A 22,811-nucleotide genomic window follows, 5' to 3' on the forward strand; every position below is an offset into this window, starting at 1 on the left:
GGTATTTTATTTATAGAAAACAATATTTTATCATATAATTTCTGATGTGATAGTTCATGACTCTTATTGAGAAAGAATGAGAGAAAAGAGAGCTAAAGTTATCCACAGATAATGGGGCTATTCACCCCATATCTTAAGATTGACCAGTGACATAAGCCGCCCATTTATTCATATAGACACGGCGCTGTTCTAGATAGTCAGTACGACGATAGGAGCGCTCTACTTGTCCTCCGACCGGTATGACTTAGAATGGTTTCAGCGACCTCATAGGGGGCATCGGTTGTTTCTGCTAGCCAATCGCGTAAACTAGAGCGAAATCCATGGGGGCAAGCTTCAAGTTTATTATCTCTCATATATTGAGCCATACGATTTTCAGCAATGGGAGCACGACCAGAAAAAGACAGAATGAAATCACTTTTAGAGATACAGCGGGCTTGTTCAATTACTTTCATTGCTTCTGATGATAAAGGCACGCGAAACTCTGTTGTTGTATCACGCTTGCCTTTCATATTTTCAGCAGGAATTGTCCATATATCGCCATCAATTTGATCTTCACGAATATGACGCAAGGAATTAGTACGAACCCCTGTGAGGATAAGCAGACGCAAAGCCAGTCGTGTTATGTTTTGTGTTTTACAGAGTAACTGATAAAAGGCGGGGACATCTTTCCAATCCATTGCAGGTCTATTAGTGGTTTTATGACGTTGTTTACCTAAGAGCGCGCGTGCTTTTTCTGTTGCTTGTAAATCAACATCTAACCCTAATGCAGCCGCATGTTTGAGACAAAGATTAAGACGATTTAGTGCTTTCTCTGCTGTTGCAGCTTTTGTATGCCAGATAGGAGCAAGGGTATTGCGTATCTCTGTTTGTGTAATCTCTGAAACGGGCAGGCAGCCTAATTTAGGGAGAATATGAAGGCGTAATGGTAAAAACCAATCACAAGCTTTACCATCTCTTTTTAATTCAGCTTTACGGCTTTCAAAAGCATCTAAAGCAATGTTTTTTAAATAATGAAGATTACGCATTGCCTCACGCTTTTGTTTATCGCGTTCTTTAATGGGGTCACGACCCTCATGTAAAACAGCACGCCATTGGTTTGCCAATTCACGGGCTTTTTTTAAGAGACATGTCTTAAGGCGCCCAAGCCCATTTCACGGCGCCGACCGTGAATGGTATAACGGTAAATCCATTGAGCACCTCCATTTTTACGCTTATGAAGAAGCAAGCCGGCGCCATCATTATATTTGCCAGCCCCCAATGTTGCGACAGATCTTGCATTAAGACGGTTCATAAGAGCCATTTTTAGTCCTTTCTTATACAAATTTGATCCACACATTCATCCTGCTTTTGACGTGCAAGCGAATGATTTTGATTGTTTCAACATAAACAGCTTTGAAATGAGAGAATCTTACGTTATTCGAGACTCTCATTCAACATACAAAACAGTGAATTATCATTATAAATCAATGTCTTGTCATCTAGCTACCGTGGATCACGATGAAAATGGAAATCCTATAAGAGACAGTCATGGAAACCCACAGCTGCAATATCATTATTTAACGGATGAAAAACAACAGAATTTACAAAAAGGTTCTGATGGCAAGGTTCATGTCTCCTTTAATGGCATCTTTACTCCACCAGAGGAAGCCGCTGTTTATGTGGTTCAATATGCGAAGGATAAAAATGCACCGCTTTATTTTGTTGTGTTCCCAGAAGCCAATTCTGCTATCTCAGAACTTCTGGTCGCGGGCTATCAGAAGTTTATGGAAAATAACTTTTGGGGTTTGACCAATTCAACACAAGAAGCAAAAGATATAATGTCTCGCTATGGTAACACAGGATTGCATTTTGATGCCCATAGTCGTGGCAGTTTGACAGGCTTTAATTATGATGAATTCTTTCAAACAAGAAGGTGTAAATGATATAGCTGGCAATACAACGATCAGTTTCCATGGACCAGCGGCTAATGTTTTAGTTGCATCCGGTCTGTTAGGTTATGTGAGTGATGGCAAACAAACCACTATTGGTTTTGATGGGAATAGATATGACTTTGTAAGCAGAATTATTAGCGGCAATGGCTATACTTATGAGACAATACCTGCTGGCAGTAACTGGTGGAAAGAAACATGGAACATGTTCACAAATACTTACAATCTCCATACTTGCCTTGGAGATGCGAGCCAAGCATGTCGGTATGTTTATGGCTCATCCAATCGAGTACAAAATAAGAAAAAAATCTTGGTATTGGTTTTCAGGAAGATATTGTTGATTGTGATGACAACGATGCTGTTAAGCAGCGTATAGGATTGATCAATGGTTATTTGAAGTCAGTAGTGAAGGAAGGTTGGGTGGATATTACTGAAGGGAAGAGCCTTTTGATGATTGTATAATAGAAAAATCTAATAGTGGTTTTGTAGATTATTGTTTACAAATTAAAGCAAATAACCTCTTTTTTTATTTACATGAGAGAAGTAAAGGGGTTAGTTGGTTTTTTGTTTTTAAGTCCTTACAGAAGTTCGCAGGCATAGAAGCAAAAATGGAATAATTTTTTATTGGATGAGTCAGCAAATAATTTACATATTCACCCACAGAGAAAAATATTAAGCTCCTTACAAACTTTATCGAGCATAAAGGGCAATAAAGTAATTTATTCGACGCATTCCCCTTATCTTATTAACGACGATAATTTGGATAATTTGTTTACCGTACGTAATGAAGCAAATGATTTTGAAGCGCCTCGAATTGTTTGTGAAAGATTTCTGGAATTAACTACATCTACTGAAGAAACTGTGAGGGCTGTTGAGCCTATTGTTCAAAAAACATGGATTACACACCTTGGAACAGGAGCTGATTGGATTATAAAAAAATTTAATGGAGTTGCTGCTAATGCAAAGAAAGTAAATCACATTGCTGATTGCGTGAAACATATTATTGGTGGATAATTTTCTCAGTTTATGCCGTAAAGCTTATACTCTTACGAGTTTTATTTAAATGCTAACACCCTTTTGTAAAACTTTACGCAAACTTCGTATTGATCACTCCGAACGTCTCTTAGATATGGCTAAGAAATTAGACATATCTGTATCATTTTTATCTTCTGTAGAGATTAGCAAAAAATCTCTACCTATTGGCATGGAAAAAAAGATCATTGAACTCTATGATTTAGATCAAGAGGTAGCAGAAATTTTGAAAAGAGAATCGGATTCTTGTTGTAAAAGTTTCACTATAAAGTCTTCTGATATATTTAGATGTGAAGCTGTTGGTATGTTTGCTAGACTGATAAACATTATTTCACAAGAAGATTTAGAACTATTAAAAAATTGTTAGAGAAAGCTGGCAAAAAGAATGCGCTTTGTAAAGGAAAGAGTAAAAACCATATTCCCCTAACTTTATTTAGGCATCCCTTAATCTTTAAAAAATATATGAAGAATCAATAACTGAATAGGAATATAAAGCTATATGGTGGGCGATGAGAGACTCGAACTCCCGACATCCTCGGTGTAAACGAGGCGCTCTACCAGCTGAGCTAATCGCCCAATGCAATGATCAGCAATTGAATGGAAACTCTTTAAGGAAAAATTTTTCTAAACGCAAGAATAAAGATAGGATTTGATAATTTTTTTTAAAAATGCATAATCCTTCTTGACATAAACGCATGAACCCCTTACACGACCGCTTGTACCCAATTAAATTGGTTCGAAAAAAAATGCGCGGGTGTAGCTCAGTTGGTTAGAGTGCTGGCCTGTCACGCCGGAGGTCGCGGGTTCGAGCCCCGTCACTCGCGCCATTTCGTGATTCCTTATAAAATTTCCTTTTTAAAATATCCATATGCTATGAGTAATGTGGTGGAGTGTTTGATTGGGGAATAATATTTTCTTTCTTTTTATATGGTTTATAAGAATAGGGCTTGCGTCTTTCTTTGCTCTGCGTTACCTATGCCGATAAGAAAAGTATCGCTCTGTATGCCTTTGAAGCAGTATGAATAGAGTTAATAGAGCGATTGTTAAATTTGTCTGTTTGGTCACGCAATATTGAATCATTGTGTTAAACTCAGGCATTTCGTTACGATGGAAGAGGGTTATGGCTTATTTATTGAGCTCTTATTTGCCAGTCTTGATTTTCATTATTGTGTCAGCGGTTATTGCTGGAGTTTTGTTGATTACACCTTATATTGTAGCATATCGTTCCCCCGATCCTGAAAAATTATCGGCTTATGAATGTGGGTTTAATTCATTTAGTGATGCACGCATGAAGTTTGATATTCGTTTCTATTTGGTATCAATTTTATTTATTATTTTTGATCTTGAAGTTGCATTTCTTTTTCCTTGGGCTGTTTCATTCGAATCAATAGGTATGTTTGGCTTTTGGTCGATGATTGTGTTTTTAGCGATTTTGACTATTGGATTTATATATGAATGGAAAAAAGGAGCCCTTGAATGGAATTAAGATCTAATAATTCAACGATTGAGGCTCTAAAACCAAAAGGAATCATTGATCCAAATACTGGTGGGCTGATAGGATCTGACGATGAGTTTTTTCGTGATATCAATGCTGAATTGTCAGATAAGGGTTTTTTAGTTACCTCGGCAGATGCTTTGATTACTTGGGCACGTACCGGTTCTTTAATGTGGATGAGTTTTGGTTTGGCTTGTTGTGCTATCGAAATGATGCAATGTTCAATGCCTCATTATGATAATGAGCGTTTTGGATATGCACCACGAGCTTCACCCCGCCAGTCAGATGTGATGGTTGTGGCAGGTACTCTAACAAATAAGATGGCTCCTGCTTTAAGAAAAGTGTACGATCAGATGCCAGAGCCACGTTATGTGATTTCTATGGGATCATGTGCAAACGGTGGGGGATATTATCATTATTCCTATTCAGTAGTGCGGGGATGTGATCGTATCGTGCCTGTCGATATATATGTCCCAGGGTGTCCACCTACAGCAGAGGCATTATTATACGGCATATTGTTGCTACAGAAAAAAATCCGTCGTACCGGATCCATAGAGCGATAGAGAGTTTTCTTGTCATGGTGGATGAAACATTGGTTGAGCTTGCTGCTTATTTGGAAAACAAATTAAAAAATAAGCTTGAAGAGACTGTTCTTGCTTTTGGTGAATTGACCATTGTGGTACGTCTTGATGCAATTATCGATGTTTTAATGTTTGTTCGTGATGATTCTCGCTGTCAATTTATTAATCTTACAGACATTAGTGGTGTGGATTATCCTTCTCGCGATAAGCGCTTTGATGTTTCTTACCAATTGTTATCTCCTCGTGAGAATTTACGCTTACGTGTAAAAGTTCGTACAGATGAAAATACTCCTGTTGCTTCAGCTTGCACGGTTTATCCTGGCGCAGAGTGGTATGAACGTGAAACGTATGATATGTATGGGATTTTATTTTCAGGACATCCGGATTTGAGACGGATTTTAACAGATTATGGGTTTGAAGGATATCCTTTACGCAAAGACTTTCCTGTGACAGGATTTGTTGAATGCCGTTATGATAATGAAGCAAAGAGAGTGATTTATGAGCCTGTTGTTTTGCGCCAAGAGATGCGTAATTTTGATTTTCTTTCTCCTTGGGAAGGAGGACAGTATACTTTGCCATATGATGGGAAAGCAGATGAAAAAAAATAATATTGGTTTTGATAAGGCATTATATTAGAGTACTGTATTTCTTAAATAATTAAATATTTTTTAGCGTGATAGATTTTTTGATATTTGATATGAAGTTTTTTAAAAAGCAAGGGGTTGATTGTGGCTGAGGTCAATGTTCGAAACTTTAATATCAATTTTGGTCCGCAGCACCCTGCCGCGCATGGGGTTTTGCGCATGGTTCTGGAGCTGGATGGTGAAGTTGTTGAGCGTGTAGATCCACATATTGGGTTGTTGCATCGCGGTACTGAAAAATTAATGGAAACAAAGACTTATCTCCAAGCTGGTCCTTATCTAGATCGTTTGGATTATGTTGCTCCTATGAATCAGGAACATGCTTTTGTTCTTGCTATTGAAAAGTTATTAGATATAAAAGTTCCTAAAAGAGGGCAATTAATACGTGTTTTGTTTTCTGAAATTGGGCGTATTCTTAATCATTTGCTTAATGTAACGACACAGGCAATGGATGTTGGTGCTTTAACACCACCGCTTTGGGGATTTGAGCAACGTGAAAGATTGATGATTTTTTATGAGCGTGCCTGTGGTGCTCGTCTTCATGCAAATTATTTTCGCCCTGGTGGCGTGCATCAAGATTTACCAGAATCTTTAGTTGAGGATATTGGTGATTTTATTGATCCATTTCTTGTTTCTCTCGGAAAACTTGATGCGCTTGTGACCCCAAATCGGATTTTTAAGCAGCGTAATGTGGATATTGGCGTTGTAAGTATTGATGAAGCTTGGGCACGCGGTTTTTCTGGGGTTATGATTCGTGGAGCTGGTGTTCCATGGGATTTGCGTAAAAGTCAGCCTTATGAATGTTACGATGAAATGGAATTCGATATTCCTATAGGTAAAAATAGCGATTGTTATGATCGCTATCTTATTCGTATGGAAGAAATGCGTCAATCAGCGAAAATTATGCGCCAATGTGTGGAGCGTTTACTGAGTACTGAAAAAAATGGACCGGTTTCGAGCTTGGATCGCAAAATTGTACCACCGACGCGGAGTGAAATGAAAAGCTCGATGGAAGCACTGATTCATCACTTTAAACTCTATACGGAAGGTTTTCATACACCTCCTGGAGAAGTATATGTTGCTGTGGAAGCTCCGAAGGGTGAGTTTGGTGTTTATCTTGTTTCTGATGGAACCAATAAGCCTTATCGTGTCAAGTTGCGTGCTCCTGGGTTTGCTCATCTCCAAGCTATGGATTTTTTAACCAGAGGTCATATGTTAGCAGATGCTACAGCTATTTTGGGTTCGATTGATATTGTTTTTGGGGAGGTTGATCGCTAATGTCCGTACGCCGTCTTGCAGATGATGTTTATCAGCCTGCGGAGTTTTCTTTTACAAAAGAAAATCAGATATGGGTAAAAAATACCATAAAAAAATATCCTGCAGGGCGTCAGCAGTCTGCTGTAATTCCATTATTAATGCGTGCTCAAGAGCAAGATGGTTGGGTGACACGTGCTGCAATTGAGCATATTGCTCAGATTCTTTCCATGGCTTATATCCGTGTCTTAGAAGTTGCGACTTTTTATACTCAGTTTCAGCTTAAGCCTGTTGGAACAAAAGCGCATATTCAAGTTTGTGGTACAACGCCTTGTATGTTACGTGGTTCTGATGAATTGATTAAAGTTTGTCAGAAAAAAATTCATCATGAACCTTTTGCGACCAATCAGGATGGAACCTTATCATGGGAAGAGGTAGAGTGTCTTGGTGCTTGTGTGAATGCTCCGATGATTATGATTTTTAAAGATACTTATGAAGATCTTACAGCTGAACGCCTTGAAGAAATTATTGATGCATTTGAAGCAGGGAAGGGTTCTGAGATAGCGGTTGGTCCGCAAAATAGTCGTAAATCGTCGGAACCGATTAGTGGTTTAACTTCTCTTATTGATGATGAGAAAGAAAAAAAGATCTCTCAAGTCTTCACCAAAAAAGGATAAGGAAAGAATGGGGAACATAATTAAGTATTTTTCTTGAGAAAATATTTTATTATTCTACCCATGATGGCAACATTTAACGAAAAGTAAGAAGTCTTGAAAAGATATTTAAAAATTGCATTTGAGGAAAAGCGGAAAATGCTATGGGTAATAGAAAAAAAGGTGGGGTATGCTAGCTGATAAAGATCGTATCTTCACCAATATTTATGGTTTAAAAGACAAATCATTAAAGGCTGCGATGTTGCGTGGGCATTGGAATGGTCTGAAAGAAATGATTGACAAAGGTCGTGATTGGATCATTGATGAAGTGAAGGCATCGGGTTTACGCGGTCGTGGTGGTGCTGGTTTTCCTACTGGAATGAAGTGGTCCTTTATGCCAAAGCAGAGTGATGGGCGTCCTCATTATTTGGTTGTCAATGCCGATGAATCTGAACCTGGAACTTGTAAAGACCGTGATATTTTACGTCATGACCCCCATACTTTGATTGAAGGATGTGCAATCGCTACTTTTGCTATGGGAGCCAATGTTGCTTTTATTTATATTCGTGGTGAATATATTCGTGAACGTGAAGCGCTTCAAGCTGCCGTTGATGAATGCTATGATGCGGGTTTACTTGGTAAAAAAACGAAATATGGGCATGCTTGTGATATTGTTATTCATCATGGAGCTGGTGCTTATATTTGTGGTGAAGAAACGGCTCTTCTTGAAAGTCTTGAGGGGAAAAAGGGACAACCTCGGCTTAAACCGCCATTTCCTGCCAATATGGGGATTTATGGCTGTCCAACAACAGTAAATAATGTAGAGTCTATTGCCGTTGTTCCAACGATTTTGCGGCGGGGGGCTTCGTGGTTTTCATCAATCGGACGAGCAAATAATGTTGGAACGAAATTATTTATGGTTTCAGGGCATGTTAATGCACCTTGTACATTTGAAGACGCTCTTGGTGTTTCATTCCGTGAATTAATTGAAAAACATACGAGTGGTGTTCGTGGTGGATGGAATAATCTTTTAGCAGTTATTCCAGGGGGGGCTTCTTGTCCAGTCGTTCGTGGTGAGGATATTATCGATGCGATCATGGATTTTGATGGGATGCGAGATGTCGGGTCTTCTTTTGGCACAGGGGGAATGATTGTTATGGATAAATCAACCGATATTATCAAGGCAATTTGGCGTATAGCTGCTTTTTTCAAGCACGAGAGTTGTGGTCAGTGTACACCGTGTCGTGAGGGGACGGGATGGATGATGCGTCTTTTAGGGCGTATGGTTGAGGGAAGAGCGCAAAAACGCGAGATTGATCTTTTGTTTGAAGTGTCTAAACAGGTTGAAGGACACACTATTTGTGCGCTTGGTGATGCTGCCGCATGGCCTGTACAAGGGTTGATACGTAATTTTCGTCCGGAAATCGAGCGTAGAATTGATGAATACACGCGAAATGTAGTCCAAAGCAAAAATATTGCTTTAGAAGCGGTTTAATAAAGGATTTTGTTTTAAGAGCAACCGAATGCAAATTTTAAGTGGGTTATCTGCAGGTTGGATGGGTGATGATAAATATCAAAGTTGATGGCAAAGAGATTGAAGTTCCTGATTACTACACGTTGCTTCAGGCTGCTGAGGCGGCTGGGGTAGAAATTCCACGTTTTTGTTTTCATGAATCTTTGTCAATTGCTGGAAATTGTCGTATGTGTTTAGTTGAGGTTAAAGGTGGTCCTCCAAAACCTCAGGCTTCTTGTGCTATGGGGGTTCGTGATTTACGATTAGGGACTAACGGTGAGGTACCTGAGATTTTTACCAATACGGAGATGGTAAAAAAAGCACGTGAAGGTGTTATGGAATTTCTTCTCATTAATCATCCTTTGGATTGTCCAGTGTGTGATCAAGGGGGAGAGTGTGATCTTCAAGATCAAGCAATGCTTTATGGACGAGATTGTTCTCGTTATACAGAAAATAAACGTGCTGTAGAAGATAAATATATTGGACCTCTTGTCAAAACTGTTATGACACGATGTATTCATTGTACACGGTGTGTTCGTTTTACAACGGAAGTTGCAGGTATTTCTGAGCTTGGTTTGATCGGTCGTGGTGAAGATGCTGAAATTACGACGTATCTTGAAAAAGCTATGACATCTGAATTACAGGGAAATGTTATTGATCTTTGTCCAGTGGGAGCTTTAACTTCAAAACCTTATGCGTTTCATGCCCGTCCATGGGAATTGGTAAAAACGGAATCGATTGATGTGATGGATGCGCTTGGTAGTGCTATCCGTATTGATAGCCGCGGCCGTGAAGTTATGCGGATTATGCCGCGTACAAATGAAGATGTAAATGAGGAATGGATCTCTGATAAAACGCGTTTTATTTGGGATGGATTACGGACTCAGCGGCTTGATAAGCCATATGTACGCAAAGATGGAAAGCTTCAACCTGTCAGTTGGACAGAAGCTTTTGCAAAAATCAAAATGGTAATCTCTAAAATTTTTCCAGAAAAAATTGGAGCCATTGCGGGGGATCTTGCTTCTGTTGAAGAAATGTATGCCCTTAAAGCATTATTGAGCTCTTTGGGCTCAACGCTTTTTGATTGTCGTCAAAGAGGGGGGGCTTTATCGCCAGAGTTTGGGCGCTCGAGTTATATTTTTAATCCTACAATTGTAGGTATTGAACAGGCTGATGCACTGCTTATTGTGGGATCTAATCCACGTCATGAAGCAGCTGTTTTAAATGCGCGTATTTTAAAGCGCCAACGGATGGGCAATTTTCCTATTGCATTAATTGGAGAGAAAGTCGATTTACGTTATCCTTATTCTTACCTTGGATCTGGGAGTGATACATTAACGACACTTATTCGTGGAGAGGATGTTTTTTTTAATGTCTTAAAAGAAGCGAAGAGGCCCCTTATTCTTATCGGAGAGGGAGCGGTTTCAGGAAATGAAGGTTTATCTGTTTTAAAAAGTCTTGCTAAATTAGCTGATAATATTGGTGCTCTTAGTGAGACATGGAATGGGTTTGGGGTTCTTCATAATGCAGCATCGATTGTTGGAGGGTTGGACATAGGCTTTACTTCTAAGCTTGGGGTTGCAAATATACTTAAAACCTGTGAAGTTCTATTTTTGCTTGGTGCTGATGAACTAGAATTAGCCAATACAAAAGCTTTTACAGTTTATATTGGGAGCCATGGTGATAATGGTGCACATGCTGCTGACGTTATTTTGCCTGCATCTGCTTACACTGAAAAATCAGGGCTTTATGTGAATACAGAAGGACGTGTTCAAATGACAAATCGGGCTGGTTTTGCTCCAGGTGAAGCAAAAGAAGATTGGGCTATTTTGCGTGCTTTATCGGATATTTTAGGACAAAAGCTCCCTTTTGATTCTCTCTCTCAATTAAGGCAATGCTTGTTTAACGATTATCCACACCTTTGTGCTGTTGATGATATAGTGCCTTCTGATATAAGTGGTCTTAAGGCGCTTGGTTCAAAAATGGTTTCTCTCGAGAGTCAAGCATTTACTTCTATGGTTAAAGATTTTTATTTAACAAATCCGATAGCACGTGCTTCTGCTGTTATGGCTGAATGTTCATCTCTTGCAAAAAACCATGCTACACAAACAGTAAAGTAAGGGCAAAGGAAAAGGAATAATGATGTATGATTTCTTTATGACTTGGCTGTTGCCATTACTCATTATAATCGGAAAAACACTTCTTCTTTTGGTCGTTCTTTTGGTCTTAGTTGCTTATCTTCTTTATGCAGATAGAAAAATTTGGGCAGCGGTACAATTGCGTCGTGGACCAAACGTTGTTGGACCATGGGGTTTGTTACAGTCTTTTGCAGATTTAATTAAATTTGTTGTTAAGGAGCCTATTATCCCTGCAGGTGCAAATAAGGGTGTTTTTCTTTTAGCTCCTTTTGTTTCAGCGACACTTGCTTTATCAACTTGGGCTGTTATTCCTGTCAATGAGGGTTGGGAGGTTGCAAAGATTAATGTTGGCTTGCTTTATATTTTAGCCATTTCATCTCTTGAAGTTTATGGTGTTATTATGGGGGGATGGGCATCAAATTCAAAATATCCTTTCTTAGGAGCTCTTCGTTCGGCGGCACAAATGGTTTCTTATGAAGTTTCCATTGGTTTTGTGCTTGTGACTGTCATTTTAATAAGTGGTTCGTTGGATCTCACAACAATTGTTCATAAACAAAGTTCTGGAATTGGTACAACTCTTGGTCTTCCTTTTAACAGCTTTCTCGATTGGAATTGGTTGGTCCTTTTTCCAATGTTTATTATATTTTTTATTTCTGCGCTCGCAGAGACAAACCGTCCTCCATTCGATTTGGTGGAAGCAGAATCTGAACTTGTTGCTGGTCATATGGTTGAATATTCTTCAACGCCTTACATGCTCTTTTTTCTTGGTGAATATGTTGCGATTGTTTTAATGTGCGCATTAACAACTATTCTATTTTTAGGCGGTTGGCTGCCTCCTTTAGATGTTTGGTGGCTTAATTGGGTTCCTGGTATCATTTGGTTTGTTTTAAAAGTCTGTTTTGTATTTTTTTGGTTTGCTATGGTCAAAGCATTTGTTCCACGTTATCGCTATGATCAGCTTATGCGGCTTGGTTGGAAGGTTTTTCTTCCTCTCTCACTAGCAATGGTTGTGATAACTGCTGCTTTTTTAAAGTTTACGGATTTCGTTTAAGAGGAGATGTTACGATGTCAGGTTTTATTCAGGCGGCAAAGTCACTTCTTCTATTGGAATTTGTGAGTGCTTTTTTCTTAGCTATGCGTCAATTTTTTTCACCAAAACCCACGATTAATTATCCTTATGAAAAAGGTTTTGTATCTCAGCGTTTTCGCGGTGAGCATGCATTGCGTCGCTATCCAAATGGTGAAGAACGGTGTATTGCTTGTAAATTATGTGAAGCGATTTGTCCTGCTCAAGCGATTACAATTGAAGCTGGGCCACGGCGCAATGATGGTACACGTAGAACTATCCGTTATGATATAGACATGGTTAAATGTATTTACTGTGGTTTTTGTCAAGAAGCCTGTCCGGTTGAGGCTATTGTCGAAGGTCCAAATTTTGAGTTTGCGACGGAAACACGTGAAGAACTTTATTATGATAAAGAAAAACTTTTATTGAATGGAGATCGATGGGAGCGAGAAATTGCTCGAAATATATTGATGGATGCGCCTTATCGTTAAGTGTATCGTTAAATGAGGTGTCGGATATTTTTCCGATAAATTGTAATCTGGTATGAAGTTTATACCAATTGTTTGAATAATTAAGGAGAAGCCTATGCTAACAGATCTAGCGGCGGCATTTTTCTATTTGTTTGCTTTTATTATGCTAACAAGTGCAGTTATTGTTATTACAGCACGCAATCCAGTGCATTCTGTTTTGTTTTTAATCCTCGCATTTTTTAATGCAGCAGCTTTGTTTTTACTTGCAGGAGCAGAGTTTTTAGGGCTTATTCTGCTTGTTGTGTATGTTGGAGCTGTCGCTGTTTTATTTTTATTTGTCGTTATGATGCTTGACGTTGATTTTGCTGAGTTAAAGAGTGGAACTCTTCGGTATGCTCCTATTGGAGCTCTTATTGGTGTTATTATCGCTGTAGAATTGATTGTTGTTTTTATGAGTAGCTATTTTTCTCCAGTCTTGAGAACGCATGTTACGCAACCAATGCCAGATTTAGCGCAGCGAACAAATACACAAGCATTAGGTGATATTCTCTATACGGATTATGTTTTCTATTTTCAAATTGCTGGAATGATTTTATTGGTTGCAATGATTGGAGCTATTGTTTTAACACTTCGTCATAAATTAGGAGTAAAGCGGCAATCTATTGCGGAGCAAGTTTCTAGAACGGTAGAAAGTGCCATTGAAATCAAACAAGTTGAATCAGGCAAAGGTATGTAAGGGGGGCTATGCAGATGTATATTGATATTACACATTATCTCACTGTTTCTGCTTTAATGTTTACAATTGGTATTGCTGGAATTTTTCTCAACAGAAAAAATGTGATTATTATCTTGATGTCCATTGAGCTTATATTGCTTTCAGTTAATCTCAATTTTGTTGCATTTTCAGCATTTCTTCATGATCTCGTTGGTCAGGTATTCGCTTTATTTGTCTTAACCGTAGCAGCTGCTGAAGCTGCCATTGGTTTAGCAATTCTGGTCGTTTTTTTCCGTAATCGTGGTTCCATTGCGGTTGAAGATGTTAATGTAATGAAAGGCTAACCAGTGATGTATTATACGATTGTCTTTCTTCCGCTTTTGGGTTTTTTAATTGCTGCACTAGGTGGAAAAACGATAGGAGATCGTGCGAGTGAATTGATAACATGTAGCTTTATGGTTGTTGTTGCCATATTATCGTGGATAGTATTTTTCAGTACTGCACTTGGTCATATTCCAGCGATTGATGTATTGGTATTACATTGGATGACTGTTGGTGACTTAAGCTTTAATTGGGCTTTACATGTTGATGCATTAACAGCTGTCATGCTTATTGTTGTGAATAGTGTTTCGGCATTAGTGCATATTTATTCAATTGGTTATATGCACCATGACCCTTCAAGGTCTCGTTTTTTTTCTTATCTTTCTTTGTTTACATTTATGATGCTTATGTTGGTCACATCCAATAATTTGATTCAGATGTTTTTTGGATGGGAAGGTGTCGGACTTGCTTCTTATTTACTCATTGGTTTTTGGTTTCAGCGCGATTCTGCTAATAAGGCCGCAATGAAAGCTTTTGTAGTTAACCGTGTTGGAGACTTTGGTTTTCTCTTAGGAATCTTTAGTATTTTTGTTTTGTTCCAATCGGTTGATTTTGCCTCTATTTTTGCAAAAGCTGCCGACAAGAGCTTTATACAAAATATGACATTTTTAGATTGGCAATTTGATGGGCAGACGGCAATTACCATTACATGTCTTTTATTATTTATTGGTGCGATGGGAAAATCCGCACAATTTCTTTTACATACTTGGCTGCCTGATGCAATGGAAGGGCCAACCCCTGTATCAGCGCTTATTCATGCCGCTACAATGGTAACGGCTGGTGTTTTTATGATTGCGCGTATGTCGCCAATTTTTGAACTTTCTTCAACTGCTTTGACCGTGATTATTATTGTTGGTGCAACAACAGCGTTTTTTGCAGCAACTGTGGGGTTGGTGCAGAATGATATTAAGCGTGTTATTGCTTATTCTACATGCTCTCAACTTGGTTATATGTTTGTGGCATTAGGTGTTGGAGCTTATGGCGCTGCTGTCTTTCATCTTTTTACGCATGCTTTTTTTAAAGCCTTATTGTTTCTTGGTGCAGGTTCTGTGATTCATGCTGTGTCTGATGAACAAGATATGCGAAAAATGGGTGGGTTACGCAAACATATAAAGATCACCTATTGGATGATGATGGTCGGGACCATTGCCTTGACCGGAGTTGGAATTCCAGGAACACTTTTCGGGACTGCAGGTTTTTTCTCAAAAGATGCGATTATAGAGTCTGCTTTTGCATCTCATAATATTGCTTCAGGATATGCTTTTTATCTTCTTGTTTTTGCTGCCTTTTTAACAAGTTTCTATTCATGGCGACTTATCTTTATGACATTCCATGGTAAACCACGGGCAACAGTTGATGTGATGCATCATGTTCATGAATCGCCTCCAGTTATGTTGATTCCACTCTTTCTTTTATCTATTGGAGCAATATTTTCTGGTGTCGTTTTCCAACCTTACTTTTTTGGTGACTTGTATAATGCTTTTTGGAAGGGAGCATTGTTTACAAGCAGCCATAATCATATTCTTCATGATGCTCACCATGTTTTTAATTGGGTAAAATGGTCGCCTTTTATAGCAATGATTCTTGGGTTTATGTTGGCTTATTTATTTTATATTGTGGCTCCCTCTCTTCCCAAGAAAATGGCGCGTATTATGCCAGGAGTGTATCACTTTCTTTACCAAAAGTGGTATTTCGATCAATTATATAACTTTTTATTTGTTCGTCCTACCTTTAGAATTGGTTCTTTTCTTTGGAAAGTGGGAGACGGTAAGATTATTGATGGTCTAGGTCCCAATGGTATTGCAGCGCGTGTTGTTGATATTACAAATAGAGTTGTTCGAATGCAAACAGGCTATCTTTACCACTATGCATTTGCAATGCTTATCGGCGTTGCATTGCTCATTACATGGATGATGATCGGGGGCGTAAACTAATGACCGATTGGCCTATTCTTTCTACGGTTACATTTTTGCCGCTTGTTGGTGTTCTTCTGATTTTGTTTATCAAAGATGATAGTGAAGTAGCACGCCATAATATACGTAATGTCGCATTTTTTACGACTCTATTTGTTTTTATTATTTCTTTAATTATTTGGATAGGATTTGATTCTAGCAACCAAAATTTTCAAATGGTTGAAAAATCCAGTTGGTTAGGGGGTGGTATTAGCTATCATATGGGGGTCGATGGTATTTCTATTCTTTTTGTTGTTCTCTCGGCTTTTCTTTTGCCTTTCTGTATTTTAGCAAGTTGGGAGAATGTTAAAGAGAGATTAAAAGCATATATGATTGCGTTTCTTCTTCTAGAAGTTGCGATTATTGGTGTTTTTTGTGCTCTTGATGCAATGCTATTCTATGTTTTTTTTGAAGGCAGCCTCATTCCAATGTTTATCATTATAGGTGTATGGGGAGGAGCACGTCGTGTTTATGCAAGTATAAAGTTTTTCTTATATACTCTACTTGGTTCAGTGCTTATGCTGGTTGCTCTTATGGTTATGTATTGGGAGGCTGGGACACTTGATATACCAACTTTACTCAATTATCAGTTTCCTGCTCATATGCAAATATGGTTATGGCTTGCATTTTTTGCTTCTTTCGCAGTTAAAATGCCAATGTGGCCAGTTCATACATGGCTCCCTGATGCTCACGTAGAAGCACCGACAGCGGGTTCTGTTATTTTAGCTGGTGTCTTACTTAAATTAGGTGGGTATGGTTTTCTTCGTTTTTCTTTGCCTATGTTTCCTATCGCTTCAGCAGATTTTGCGCCTTTTGTTTTCACATTATCGCTTATCGCTATTATTTATACATCACTGGTTGCACTTGTTCAAAGTGACATCAAAAAACTTATTGCATATTCCTCAATAGCGCATATGGGATATGTAACGATGGGTATTTTTGCTGCGAATGAACAGGGGATACAAGGGGCTATTTATCAGATGCTATCCCATGGAATTGTTTCAGCAGCATTGTTTCTTTGTGTTGGGGTTATCTATGATCGCTTGCATACACGTGAAATTTCAGCGTTTGGTGGTTTAGTGAATAATATGCCTAAATATGCTGTTGTTTTCTTAATTTTCACCATGGCAAATGTTGGTTTGCCTGGAAGCTCAGGATTTTTGGGTGAATTTTTAACCTTAATAGGTGTTTTTCAAGTAAATAAATTGGTTGTTGTTTTAGCAACAACAGGTGTTATCTTATCGGCAGCCTATGCCCTTTATCTTTATCGGCGTGTGGTTTTTGGTTCCTTGGATAAAGAGAATTTAAAAGTATTAATAGATCTTTCTTTAAGAGAAAAATTCCTCCTTTATCCAATGGTTATTCTTACAATATTCTTTGGTATCTATCCAACGCCTATTCTTAAGGCAACGGCGTTTTCTGTAGAAACCCTCATCAATAAACTGCACTAGATAAGGGAAGAATGCACATGCAAACTGAAATAATAGCGCAATTAGTCTTAATTCTTCCAGAGCTTTTAATTGCATTAGGAGCTGTCGTGCTGCTTATGATTGGTGTTTATTCCAATACACGTGCTTCTTTAACAGTGACAGGTTTAGCCATAGCACTTCTTGTGGCAACTATTATTATTCTTATAATTTTTCCGAAAAATGGTTCATTTCAAACCAATGCGCTCGTTATCGATTCCTTTAGTCGTTATATGAAAATTTTAATGCTTATTGGTGCACTCTTTTCTCTTATCATGTCTGTTGGTTTTGCCAATGCACAAAAGTTTAATATATTTGAGTTTCCAGTACTTGTTCTTTTAGCAACCCTTGGAATGATGTTTATGATTTCAGCGGGTAATATGCTGTCGCTTTATATGGGGTTAGAGCTGCAATCTTTAGCTTTATATGTTTTAGCAGCGATTAATCGTAATAATGTAAAATCTTCTGAAGCCGGTATAAAATACTTTGTTTTAGGAGCATTATCTTCAGGGTTGCTTCTTTATGGTATTTCTTTGCTTTATGGTTTTACCGGTCAAATTGGTTTTCACGAAATTGCTCTTGCTTTAAAAGATAAAAATGTACAATTGGGGGTTATTTTTGGAATTGTCTTTATTTTAGCTGGTTTGGCTTTCAAAATTTCTGCTGTTCCGTTTCATATGTGGACACCTGATGTTTATGAAGGAGCGCCCACACCGATTACAGCATTTTTTGCTGGTGCCCCTAAAGTTGCTGCAATGGCTTTAATCATCCGTATTATTGTGGTGACCTTTATTCCCCTAGGGCGTGTTGATAACGTGATGCCTGCATGGCAACAAATTTTGGTGTTCATGGCGATTGCATCAATGATACTGGGTGCTTTTGCTGCAATCGGTCAGAATAATATTAAGCGCTTAATGGCTTATTCGTCGATCAGTCATATGGGTTATGCACTTGTTGGTTTATCTGCTGGAGATATGCTTGGGATAAAAAGCGTTATCCTTTATATGACTATTTATCTTGGAATGACGATTGGTTCATTTGCCTTTATTCTTGGAATGCGCTCTCAGAATGGAAATGTTGAAAATATTTATGATCTTTCAGGGTTAGCAAAGACGAATCCGTTTATGGCTGTTGTGATGACAATACAGCTTTTTTCTTTAGCAAGCATACCTCCTATGGCTGGTTTTTTTGGAAAGTGGTATACATTTTCTGCTGCTGTCCACGCTGGACTTACGCCACTTGCTGTCGTTGGGATGATAGCGTCTGTTGTTGGGGCTTTTTACTATTTGCGAGTCATTAAAATTATGTGGTTTGATGATGCAAAAGCGCATTTTGTTGCTTTATCGAAAGAGCTTCAATTTTGTCTTGGTCTTTCTGTATTCTTTATTTTATTTTACGCGCTTTTTGGAGTTTGGTTCGCTGAGCTAGCAGAAAAAGCAGCAACAGTATTGTTTTAATGAATATGGTTTATACTTTATCAGATTTTGCACAAAAACAGGGATACACTATTGAAGCGTACGATAGTGTTGATTCAACAAATCTCATTGCGCAACGAAAAGCGCTAACTGGTCATCAAGGTAATCTTTGGATTGTTGCACAAGAACAATCACAGGGAAGAGCAAGAAGAGGGAGGACTTGGTCTAGTCCAAAAGGGAACCTTTATTCTAGTCTTTTATTAATTGATGATATTGTTCATCAAACTGCAGCTCAACTTGGTTTTGTTGCTGGAGTAAGTGTGGCAGAGGCAATAAAACAATTGATAAAAGAGGAAAAGCAGACAAACAATATTGTGAGCTTAAAATGGCCAAACGATATTTTGCTCAGAGGAGAAAAAAGCTCTGGAGTTTTGCTTGAGATTTTTAAATTGTCATCACAACAATATGCCTTGGTTATTGGTATTGGAATAAATGTGAAATATAATTATGAAGATGCACCCTATTCCACTTCAAGCTTAAAGAATATCGGTTTGCGTATTGATGCAGAACAATTATTTACGGTTTTGACGGAGTGTTTTTCTAAAAATTACCTTCTTTGGAAACAACCAAAAGGATGTGAAATAATCCGAAAAAAATGGCTTTTATATTCCGCTCATCTTGGGAAACATGTCAAAGTGGTGAATGATGAAAAAGTCATTGAGGGTGTTTTTGATGGTCTTGATAGTGATTTTAACTGCATCATAAAGCAAAAAAATGGTCAGACAGCCATTATAACAGCTGGAGATGTTCATTTTGGTTCGGCTGCTTCTATTAATGCAGGTCGTTATTAAAAAATTATTTTATCATCAGATACCTTAATGATTTGGGAGATGTTTATGGTTGCAGCCAATAGATGTGAATTTGTTTTTTTACCTCTGGGAGGTGTAGGTGAAATAGGGATGAATTTAGCTGCTTACGGATTTGGTCCCCAAAATCTTCGTGAATGGCTGCTGGTTGATATGGGGATTAGTTTTGCTGGTTCTGAATTACCAGGTGTCGATCTTGTTTTGCCTGATATTCGTTTTCTAGAAAGTGAAAAACATAATATACGGGGTCTTGTTTTAACACATGCACATGAAGATCATTATGGGGCCGTTCTTGATTTATGTCCAAAGTTACAAGTGCCGATTTACTGTACGCCTTTTACGGCAGGATTATTGGAAACTAAAAAACAATTAGATTTTGAATCTCAAAAAATTTTACTCAATATTTTTCAAGCTGGTGATTGTTTTCAGGTAGGTTCCTTTGCTGTAGAGGCTATAGCCGTTAACCATTCAATACCAGAATCTGTATCTTTAGCAATTACAACCTCTTTGGGGACTGTGATTCATACTGGTGATTGGAAAATTGATTATACCCCTTCACTCGGGGCTGTAACCGATGAAAAAAGATTTCGTGCTTTAGGCAAAAAAGGTGTTTTAGCATTACTTTGTGATTCCACAAATGCATGTCGGGATGGTATATCTCCTTCAGAACAGCAAGTTCAAGCCAGTCTTTCAGAGATTATTTCTAAAGCTGAAGGGCGTGTTGCGATAGCGACTTTTTCTTCTAATATTGGTCGGATACGTTCTATTGCTCTTGCAGCTGAAGCTGCTGGACGTAAGGTGCTTGTCATTGGGCGTTCCCTTAAGCGAAGTATTATGGTTGCACAAGAGCTTGGTTATATGAATGGTTTAGCACCATTTGTAACGGAAGATGATTATGGCTACATCTCGCGAAAAGATCTTGTTTTAATTGTCACAGGGAGCCAAGGTGAGCCATGTGCTGCTTTAGCTAAACTGTCACGTGATGGAATGAAAAGTATTGCACTTTCCGCTGGTGATACCGTTATTTATTCATCACGAAGTATTCCAGGAAACGAAAAAGCGATTATTGAGGTACAAAATCGTTTCATTGATTTGGGTATTAAAATTATTACGAATGAAGATGCACTTGTTCATGTTTCAGGTCATCCCCGTCGTTCAGAACTTTTACAGATGTATGATTGGATAAAGCCACAAATACTTGTCCCTGTACATGGGGAAGCAATGCATCTTAAGGCTCAGGCAACTTTAGCACGTCAAGCGGGTATTAAAACTGTTATGGATATCAGAAATGGCCATATGTTACGTCTTGCACCAGAGCCTGTAGAAGTTATTGATCAAGTTCCTGTTGGCCGCATCTATAAGGATGGTTGCCTAATTGGAGATGAAGATGAATTAGGGATTCGTGAACGCCGCAAACTAAGTTATGCTGGTCATGTTACTATTTCTCTCCATATAAATAGTAAGCATGAATTATTAGGGGATATAGGTCTAACAACATTCGGGTTACCTGAAAGTAATGGAAAGGGGGAAAGTTTAAAAGATATTCTTTTAGATATCGTAGAAAATACAGTTTATAATATCCCACGCATGAAACAGAAAAATAATGAACTTATTCGAGAGGCAACACGACGTGCAGTAAGAGCGGCTGTTCATGAAATTTGGCAAAAAAAACCTATCTGTACAGTTTTTTTACATCGGTCAAAATAAAAAAACTTTCCTATTACGTTATTTAAAAAGAGAAGAGCATTTTTATTTTATTGCTAAATAAGAAAAATAGAGAATAAAGCACAATAAATTTTTAAATGATAAGATCGTTATATTTGCAAGTATTCAGAATGCGGCTATAGATGAATAGAGGGTGTGATAAATTGTTCCGATATGATAGGTCTGATTAGGAGTTAATTATTTCAATGCGTCTTTCTCAATATTTCCTTCCACTTTTAAAAGAGAATCCTAAAGAAGCAGAAATTGTTTCTCATCGCTTCATGTTGCGCGCTGGAATGATTCGACAACAAACATCAGGGATTTATTCTTGGCTTCCTTTGGGAAAAAAAGTGCTTGATAAAGTTTGTAAAATTATTCGTGAAGAGCAAGAACGTGCGGGTGCAATAGAAATATTGATGCCTACAATTCAGTCTGCTGATCTTTGGCGTGAAAGCGGTCGTTATGATGATTATGGTTTGGAAATGCTCCGCATTAAAGATCGTCAAAAGCGTGATTTACTTTATGGTCCAACCAATGAAGAGATGGTAACAGATATTTTTCGCTCTTATGTTCGTTCTTATAAAGATCTTCCGCTTAATTTATATCATATTCAATGGAAATTTCGTGATGAAATTCGTCCACGTTTTGGTGTGATGCGAGCACGAGAATTTTTAATGAAAGATGCTTATTCTTTTGATCTTGATTATGAAGGCTCTGAAACATCTTATAATCGTATGTTTGTTGCTTATTTACGCACTTTTTCTCGCATTGGCTTAAAAGCAATTCCTATGCGTGCAGATACAGGTCCAATAGGGGGGGAACTCAGTCATGAATTTATCATTTTGGCTGAAACAGGAGAGAGTGCTATCTTCTGTGATAAACAATTTCTTGAACTTACCGTTCCAGATAGTTCAATCGATTTTAGTGATAAAGCTGTTTTAGATGATATTGTTAAGCAATGGACATCTTTTTATGCAGCAACGGAAGAAATGCATAACGAAGAGGAGTGGGCTAAAGTTTCTGATCATAATCGTCTTTCAGCGCGTGGTATTGAAGTAGGGCATATTTTCCACTTTGGTACTAAATATTCCGCTCCAATGGGAGCAAAAGTTATGGGACAAGATGGAAAAGAGCATGTGGTCTCTATGGGATCTTATGGTATTGGGCCTTCGCGTCTTGTTGCGGCCGCTATTGAGGCTTCTCATGATGAAAATGGTATTATTTGGCCAAAGTCGATGGCACCGTTTGATTTTGGGATTATCAATATGAAGCCCGATGATGAAAAATGCACACAGGCATGTGAGTTTCTCTATCAGGGATTAAAGAAGGTTGGTTTTGATCCGTTATTAGATGATAGAAATGAACGCCCTGGATCAAAATTTGCAACAATGGATTTGATTGGTTTGCCAACGCAAATCATTGTTGGTCCTAACAGCATTGCACAAAATGAAGTTGAAATTAAAGATCGAAAAACAGGAATAAAAAAATCTCTAAAGGTTGAAGATGTGCTCAGCCAACTTTCTATAATTTAATAGGAAATA

At 38.2% G+C, this 22,811-nt stretch carries 19 protein-coding genes, 2 tRNA genes and 3 pseudogenes; 22 read left to right on the forward strand and 2 right to left on the reverse strand.

Features of this window, described 5'->3' with window-relative positions; all coding sequences use genetic code 11:
• Positions 1-133 precede the first annotated feature (133 nt).
• Positions 134-1,300 (reverse strand): annotated as a pseudogene (locus ACFIME_RS09275) (tyrosine-type recombinase/integrase).
• Positions 1,301-1,397: 97 nt separating this feature from the next.
• Here ACFIME_RS09275 and ACFIME_RS09280 point away from each other — a divergent pair.
• The 4 genes and pseudogenes from ACFIME_RS09280 to ACFIME_RS09295 all read left to right on the forward strand — a co-directional run bounded on the left by ACFIME_RS09280 (position 1,398) and on the right by ACFIME_RS09295 (position 3,437).
• Positions 1,398-1,922, forward strand: coding sequence for a hypothetical protein (locus ACFIME_RS09280; RefSeq protein ID WP_375684846.1), 525 nt, complete (start codon positions 1,398-1,400; stop codon positions 1,920-1,922).
• Positions 1,888-2,304, forward strand: coding sequence for a hypothetical protein (locus tag ACFIME_RS09285; protein ID WP_375662510.1), 417 nt, complete (start codon positions 1,888-1,890; stop codon positions 2,302-2,304). The genes ACFIME_RS09280 and ACFIME_RS09285 overlap by 35 nt, the downstream gene beginning before the upstream one ends.
• A gap of 248 nt (positions 2,305-2,552) precedes the next feature.
• Positions 2,553-2,942 (forward strand): hypothetical protein, encoded by a 390-nt coding sequence (locus ACFIME_RS09290; RefSeq protein WP_375662511.1) that lies wholly within the window; start codon positions 2,553-2,555, stop codon positions 2,940-2,942.
• Between the two features lie 49 nt (positions 2,943-2,991).
• Positions 2,992-3,437 (forward strand): annotated as a pseudogene (locus tag ACFIME_RS09295) (XRE family transcriptional regulator).
• Between the two features lie 23 nt (positions 3,438-3,460).
• Here the strand turns inward: ACFIME_RS09295 and ACFIME_RS09300 are convergent.
• Positions 3,461-3,536: transfer RNA gene (locus ACFIME_RS09300), tRNA-Val, on the reverse strand.
• A 174-nt stretch (positions 3,537-3,710) separates the two neighbouring features.
• Here ACFIME_RS09300 and ACFIME_RS09305 point away from each other — a divergent pair.
• From ACFIME_RS09305 to proS, 18 genes and pseudogenes are all read left to right on the forward strand, one after another.
• Positions 3,711-3,787 (forward strand) — tRNA-Asp (locus ACFIME_RS09305).
• Between the two features lie 293 nt (positions 3,788-4,080).
• Complete coding sequence (locus tag ACFIME_RS09310; protein ID WP_005773599.1) at positions 4,081-4,446, forward strand: NADH-quinone oxidoreductase subunit A; 366 nt, start codon at positions 4,081-4,083, stop codon at positions 4,444-4,446.
• Positions 4,437-5,018, forward strand: coding sequence for a NuoB/complex I 20 kDa subunit family protein (locus tag ACFIME_RS09315; RefSeq protein WP_375662512.1), 582 nt, complete (start codon positions 4,437-4,439; stop codon positions 5,016-5,018). Before ACFIME_RS09310 ends, ACFIME_RS09315 begins: the two co-directional genes overlap by 10 nt.
• A gap of 14 nt (positions 5,019-5,032) precedes the next feature.
• Entirely contained in the window at positions 5,033-5,644 is a 612-nt protein-coding gene (locus ACFIME_RS09320; RefSeq protein ID WP_375684847.1) for an NADH-quinone oxidoreductase subunit C, read from the forward strand.
• A gap of 120 nt (positions 5,645-5,764) precedes the next feature.
• Positions 5,765-6,955 (forward strand): NADH-quinone oxidoreductase subunit D, encoded by a 1,191-nt coding sequence (locus tag ACFIME_RS09325; protein ID WP_375613457.1) that lies wholly within the window; start codon positions 5,765-5,767, stop codon positions 6,953-6,955.
• Positions 6,955-7,645 (forward strand): annotated as a pseudogene (gene nuoE, locus ACFIME_RS09330) (NADH-quinone oxidoreductase subunit NuoE). The gene ACFIME_RS09325 and the pseudogene nuoE overlap by 1 nt, the downstream one beginning before the upstream one ends.
• Before the next feature lie 129 nt (positions 7,646-7,774).
• Positions 7,775-9,079: an NADH-quinone oxidoreductase subunit NuoF gene (nuoF, locus tag ACFIME_RS09335; protein WP_375662514.1), complete on the forward strand. Its 1,305-nt coding sequence runs from the start codon at positions 7,775-7,777 to the stop codon at positions 9,077-9,079.
• A gap of 68 nt (positions 9,080-9,147) precedes the next feature.
• Positions 9,148-11,217 (forward strand): NADH-quinone oxidoreductase subunit NuoG, encoded by a 2,070-nt coding sequence (nuoG, locus tag ACFIME_RS09340; protein WP_375634045.1) that lies wholly within the window; start codon positions 9,148-9,150, stop codon positions 11,215-11,217.
• Between the two features lie 22 nt (positions 11,218-11,239).
• On the forward strand, positions 11,240-12,286 hold the full coding sequence (gene nuoH, locus ACFIME_RS09345) for an NADH-quinone oxidoreductase subunit NuoH (protein WP_375618184.1): 1,047 nt from the start codon (positions 11,240-11,242) through the stop codon (positions 12,284-12,286).
• A 14-nt stretch (positions 12,287-12,300) separates the two neighbouring features.
• A complete protein-coding gene (gene nuoI, locus ACFIME_RS09350; RefSeq protein ID WP_375634047.1) occupies positions 12,301-12,792 on the forward strand; it encodes an NADH-quinone oxidoreductase subunit NuoI in 492 nt (163 codons plus the stop codon).
• A gap of 94 nt (positions 12,793-12,886) precedes the next feature.
• Positions 12,887-13,507 carry an NADH-quinone oxidoreductase subunit J gene (locus ACFIME_RS09355; RefSeq protein WP_375611880.1) on the forward strand — a complete coding sequence of 207 codons (621 nt, stop codon included), beginning with the start codon at positions 12,887-12,889 and terminating at the stop codon, positions 13,505-13,507.
• Positions 13,508-13,521: 14 nt separating this feature from the next.
• A complete protein-coding gene (gene nuoK, locus ACFIME_RS09360; RefSeq protein ID WP_273791275.1) occupies positions 13,522-13,830 on the forward strand; it encodes an NADH-quinone oxidoreductase subunit NuoK in 309 nt (102 codons plus the stop codon).
• A gap of 6 nt (positions 13,831-13,836) precedes the next feature.
• A complete protein-coding gene (gene nuoL, locus ACFIME_RS09365) occupies positions 13,837-15,801 on the forward strand; it encodes an NADH-quinone oxidoreductase subunit L (RefSeq protein ID WP_375634676.1) in 1,965 nt (654 codons plus the stop codon).
• Positions 15,801-17,270, forward strand: coding sequence for an NADH-quinone oxidoreductase subunit M (locus ACFIME_RS09370; protein WP_273791287.1), 1,470 nt, complete (start codon positions 15,801-15,803; stop codon positions 17,268-17,270). The genes nuoL and ACFIME_RS09370 overlap by 1 nt, the downstream gene beginning before the upstream one ends.
• Before the next feature lie 17 nt (positions 17,271-17,287).
• On the forward strand, positions 17,288-18,742 hold the full coding sequence (gene nuoN / locus ACFIME_RS09375; protein ID WP_375643139.1) for an NADH-quinone oxidoreductase subunit NuoN: 1,455 nt from the start codon (positions 17,288-17,290) through the stop codon (positions 18,740-18,742).
• Positions 18,742-19,551, forward strand: a complete 810-nt coding sequence (locus tag ACFIME_RS09380) for a biotin--[acetyl-CoA-carboxylase] ligase (protein WP_375634054.1) — start codon at positions 18,742-18,744, stop codon at positions 19,549-19,551. The genes nuoN and ACFIME_RS09380 overlap by 1 nt, the downstream gene beginning before the upstream one ends.
• A 45-nt stretch (positions 19,552-19,596) precedes the next feature.
• Positions 19,597-21,273: a ribonuclease J gene (locus ACFIME_RS09385; protein ID WP_375662516.1), complete on the forward strand. Its 1,677-nt coding sequence runs from the start codon at positions 19,597-19,599 to the stop codon at positions 21,271-21,273.
• A 203-nt stretch (positions 21,274-21,476) separates the two neighbouring features.
• The gene (gene proS, locus ACFIME_RS09390; RefSeq protein WP_375662517.1) at positions 21,477-22,802 is read left to right on the forward strand and encodes a proline--tRNA ligase; all 1,326 of its coding nucleotides are present in this window, start codon (positions 21,477-21,479) and stop codon (positions 22,800-22,802) included.
• Positions 22,803-22,811: the final 9 nt, after the last annotated feature.

This window comes from Bartonella sp. AP1QHHD, assembly GCF_042196265.1.
Taxonomy (GTDB): Bacteria; Pseudomonadota; Alphaproteobacteria; order Rhizobiales; family Rhizobiaceae; genus Bartonella.

Coding starts and splice junctions, on each gene's coding strand:
- ACFIME_RS09280 (WP_375684846.1), top strand. CDS start 1,398: ATGAGAGAATCTTACGTTATTCGAGACTCTCATTCAACATACAAAACA.
- ACFIME_RS09285 (WP_375662510.1), top strand. CDS start 1,888: ATGATGAATTCTTTCAAACAAGAAGGTGTAAATGATATAGCTGGCAAT.
- ACFIME_RS09310 (WP_005773599.1), top strand. CDS start 4,081: ATGGCTTATTTATTGAGCTCTTATTTGCCAGTCTTGATTTTCATTATT.
- ACFIME_RS09315 (WP_375662512.1), top strand. CDS start 4,437: ATGGAATTAAGATCTAATAATTCAACGATTGAGGCTCTAAAACCAAAA.
- ACFIME_RS09320 (WP_375684847.1), top strand. CDS start 5,033: ATGGTGGATGAAACATTGGTTGAGCTTGCTGCTTATTTGGAAAACAAA.
- nuoF (WP_375662514.1), top strand. CDS start 7,775: ATGCTAGCTGATAAAGATCGTATCTTCACCAATATTTATGGTTTAAAA.
- nuoG (WP_375634045.1), top strand. CDS start 9,148: ATGATAAATATCAAAGTTGATGGCAAAGAGATTGAAGTTCCTGATTAC.
- nuoH (WP_375618184.1), top strand. CDS start 11,240: ATGTATGATTTCTTTATGACTTGGCTGTTGCCATTACTCATTATAATC.
- nuoI (WP_375634047.1), top strand. CDS start 12,301: ATGTCAGGTTTTATTCAGGCGGCAAAGTCACTTCTTCTATTGGAATTT.
- ACFIME_RS09355 (WP_375611880.1), top strand. CDS start 12,887: ATGCTAACAGATCTAGCGGCGGCATTTTTCTATTTGTTTGCTTTTATT.
- nuoK (WP_273791275.1), top strand. CDS start 13,522: ATGTATATTGATATTACACATTATCTCACTGTTTCTGCTTTAATGTTT.
- nuoL (WP_375634676.1), top strand. CDS start 13,837: ATGTATTATACGATTGTCTTTCTTCCGCTTTTGGGTTTTTTAATTGCT.
- ACFIME_RS09370 (WP_273791287.1), top strand. CDS start 15,801: ATGACCGATTGGCCTATTCTTTCTACGGTTACATTTTTGCCGCTTGTT.
- nuoN (WP_375643139.1), top strand. CDS start 17,288: ATGCAAACTGAAATAATAGCGCAATTAGTCTTAATTCTTCCAGAGCTT.
- ACFIME_RS09380 (WP_375634054.1), top strand. CDS start 18,742: ATGAATATGGTTTATACTTTATCAGATTTTGCACAAAAACAGGGATAC.
- ACFIME_RS09385 (WP_375662516.1), top strand. CDS start 19,597: ATGGTTGCAGCCAATAGATGTGAATTTGTTTTTTTACCTCTGGGAGGT.
- proS (WP_375662517.1), top strand. CDS start 21,477: ATGCGTCTTTCTCAATATTTCCTTCCACTTTTAAAAGAGAATCCTAAA.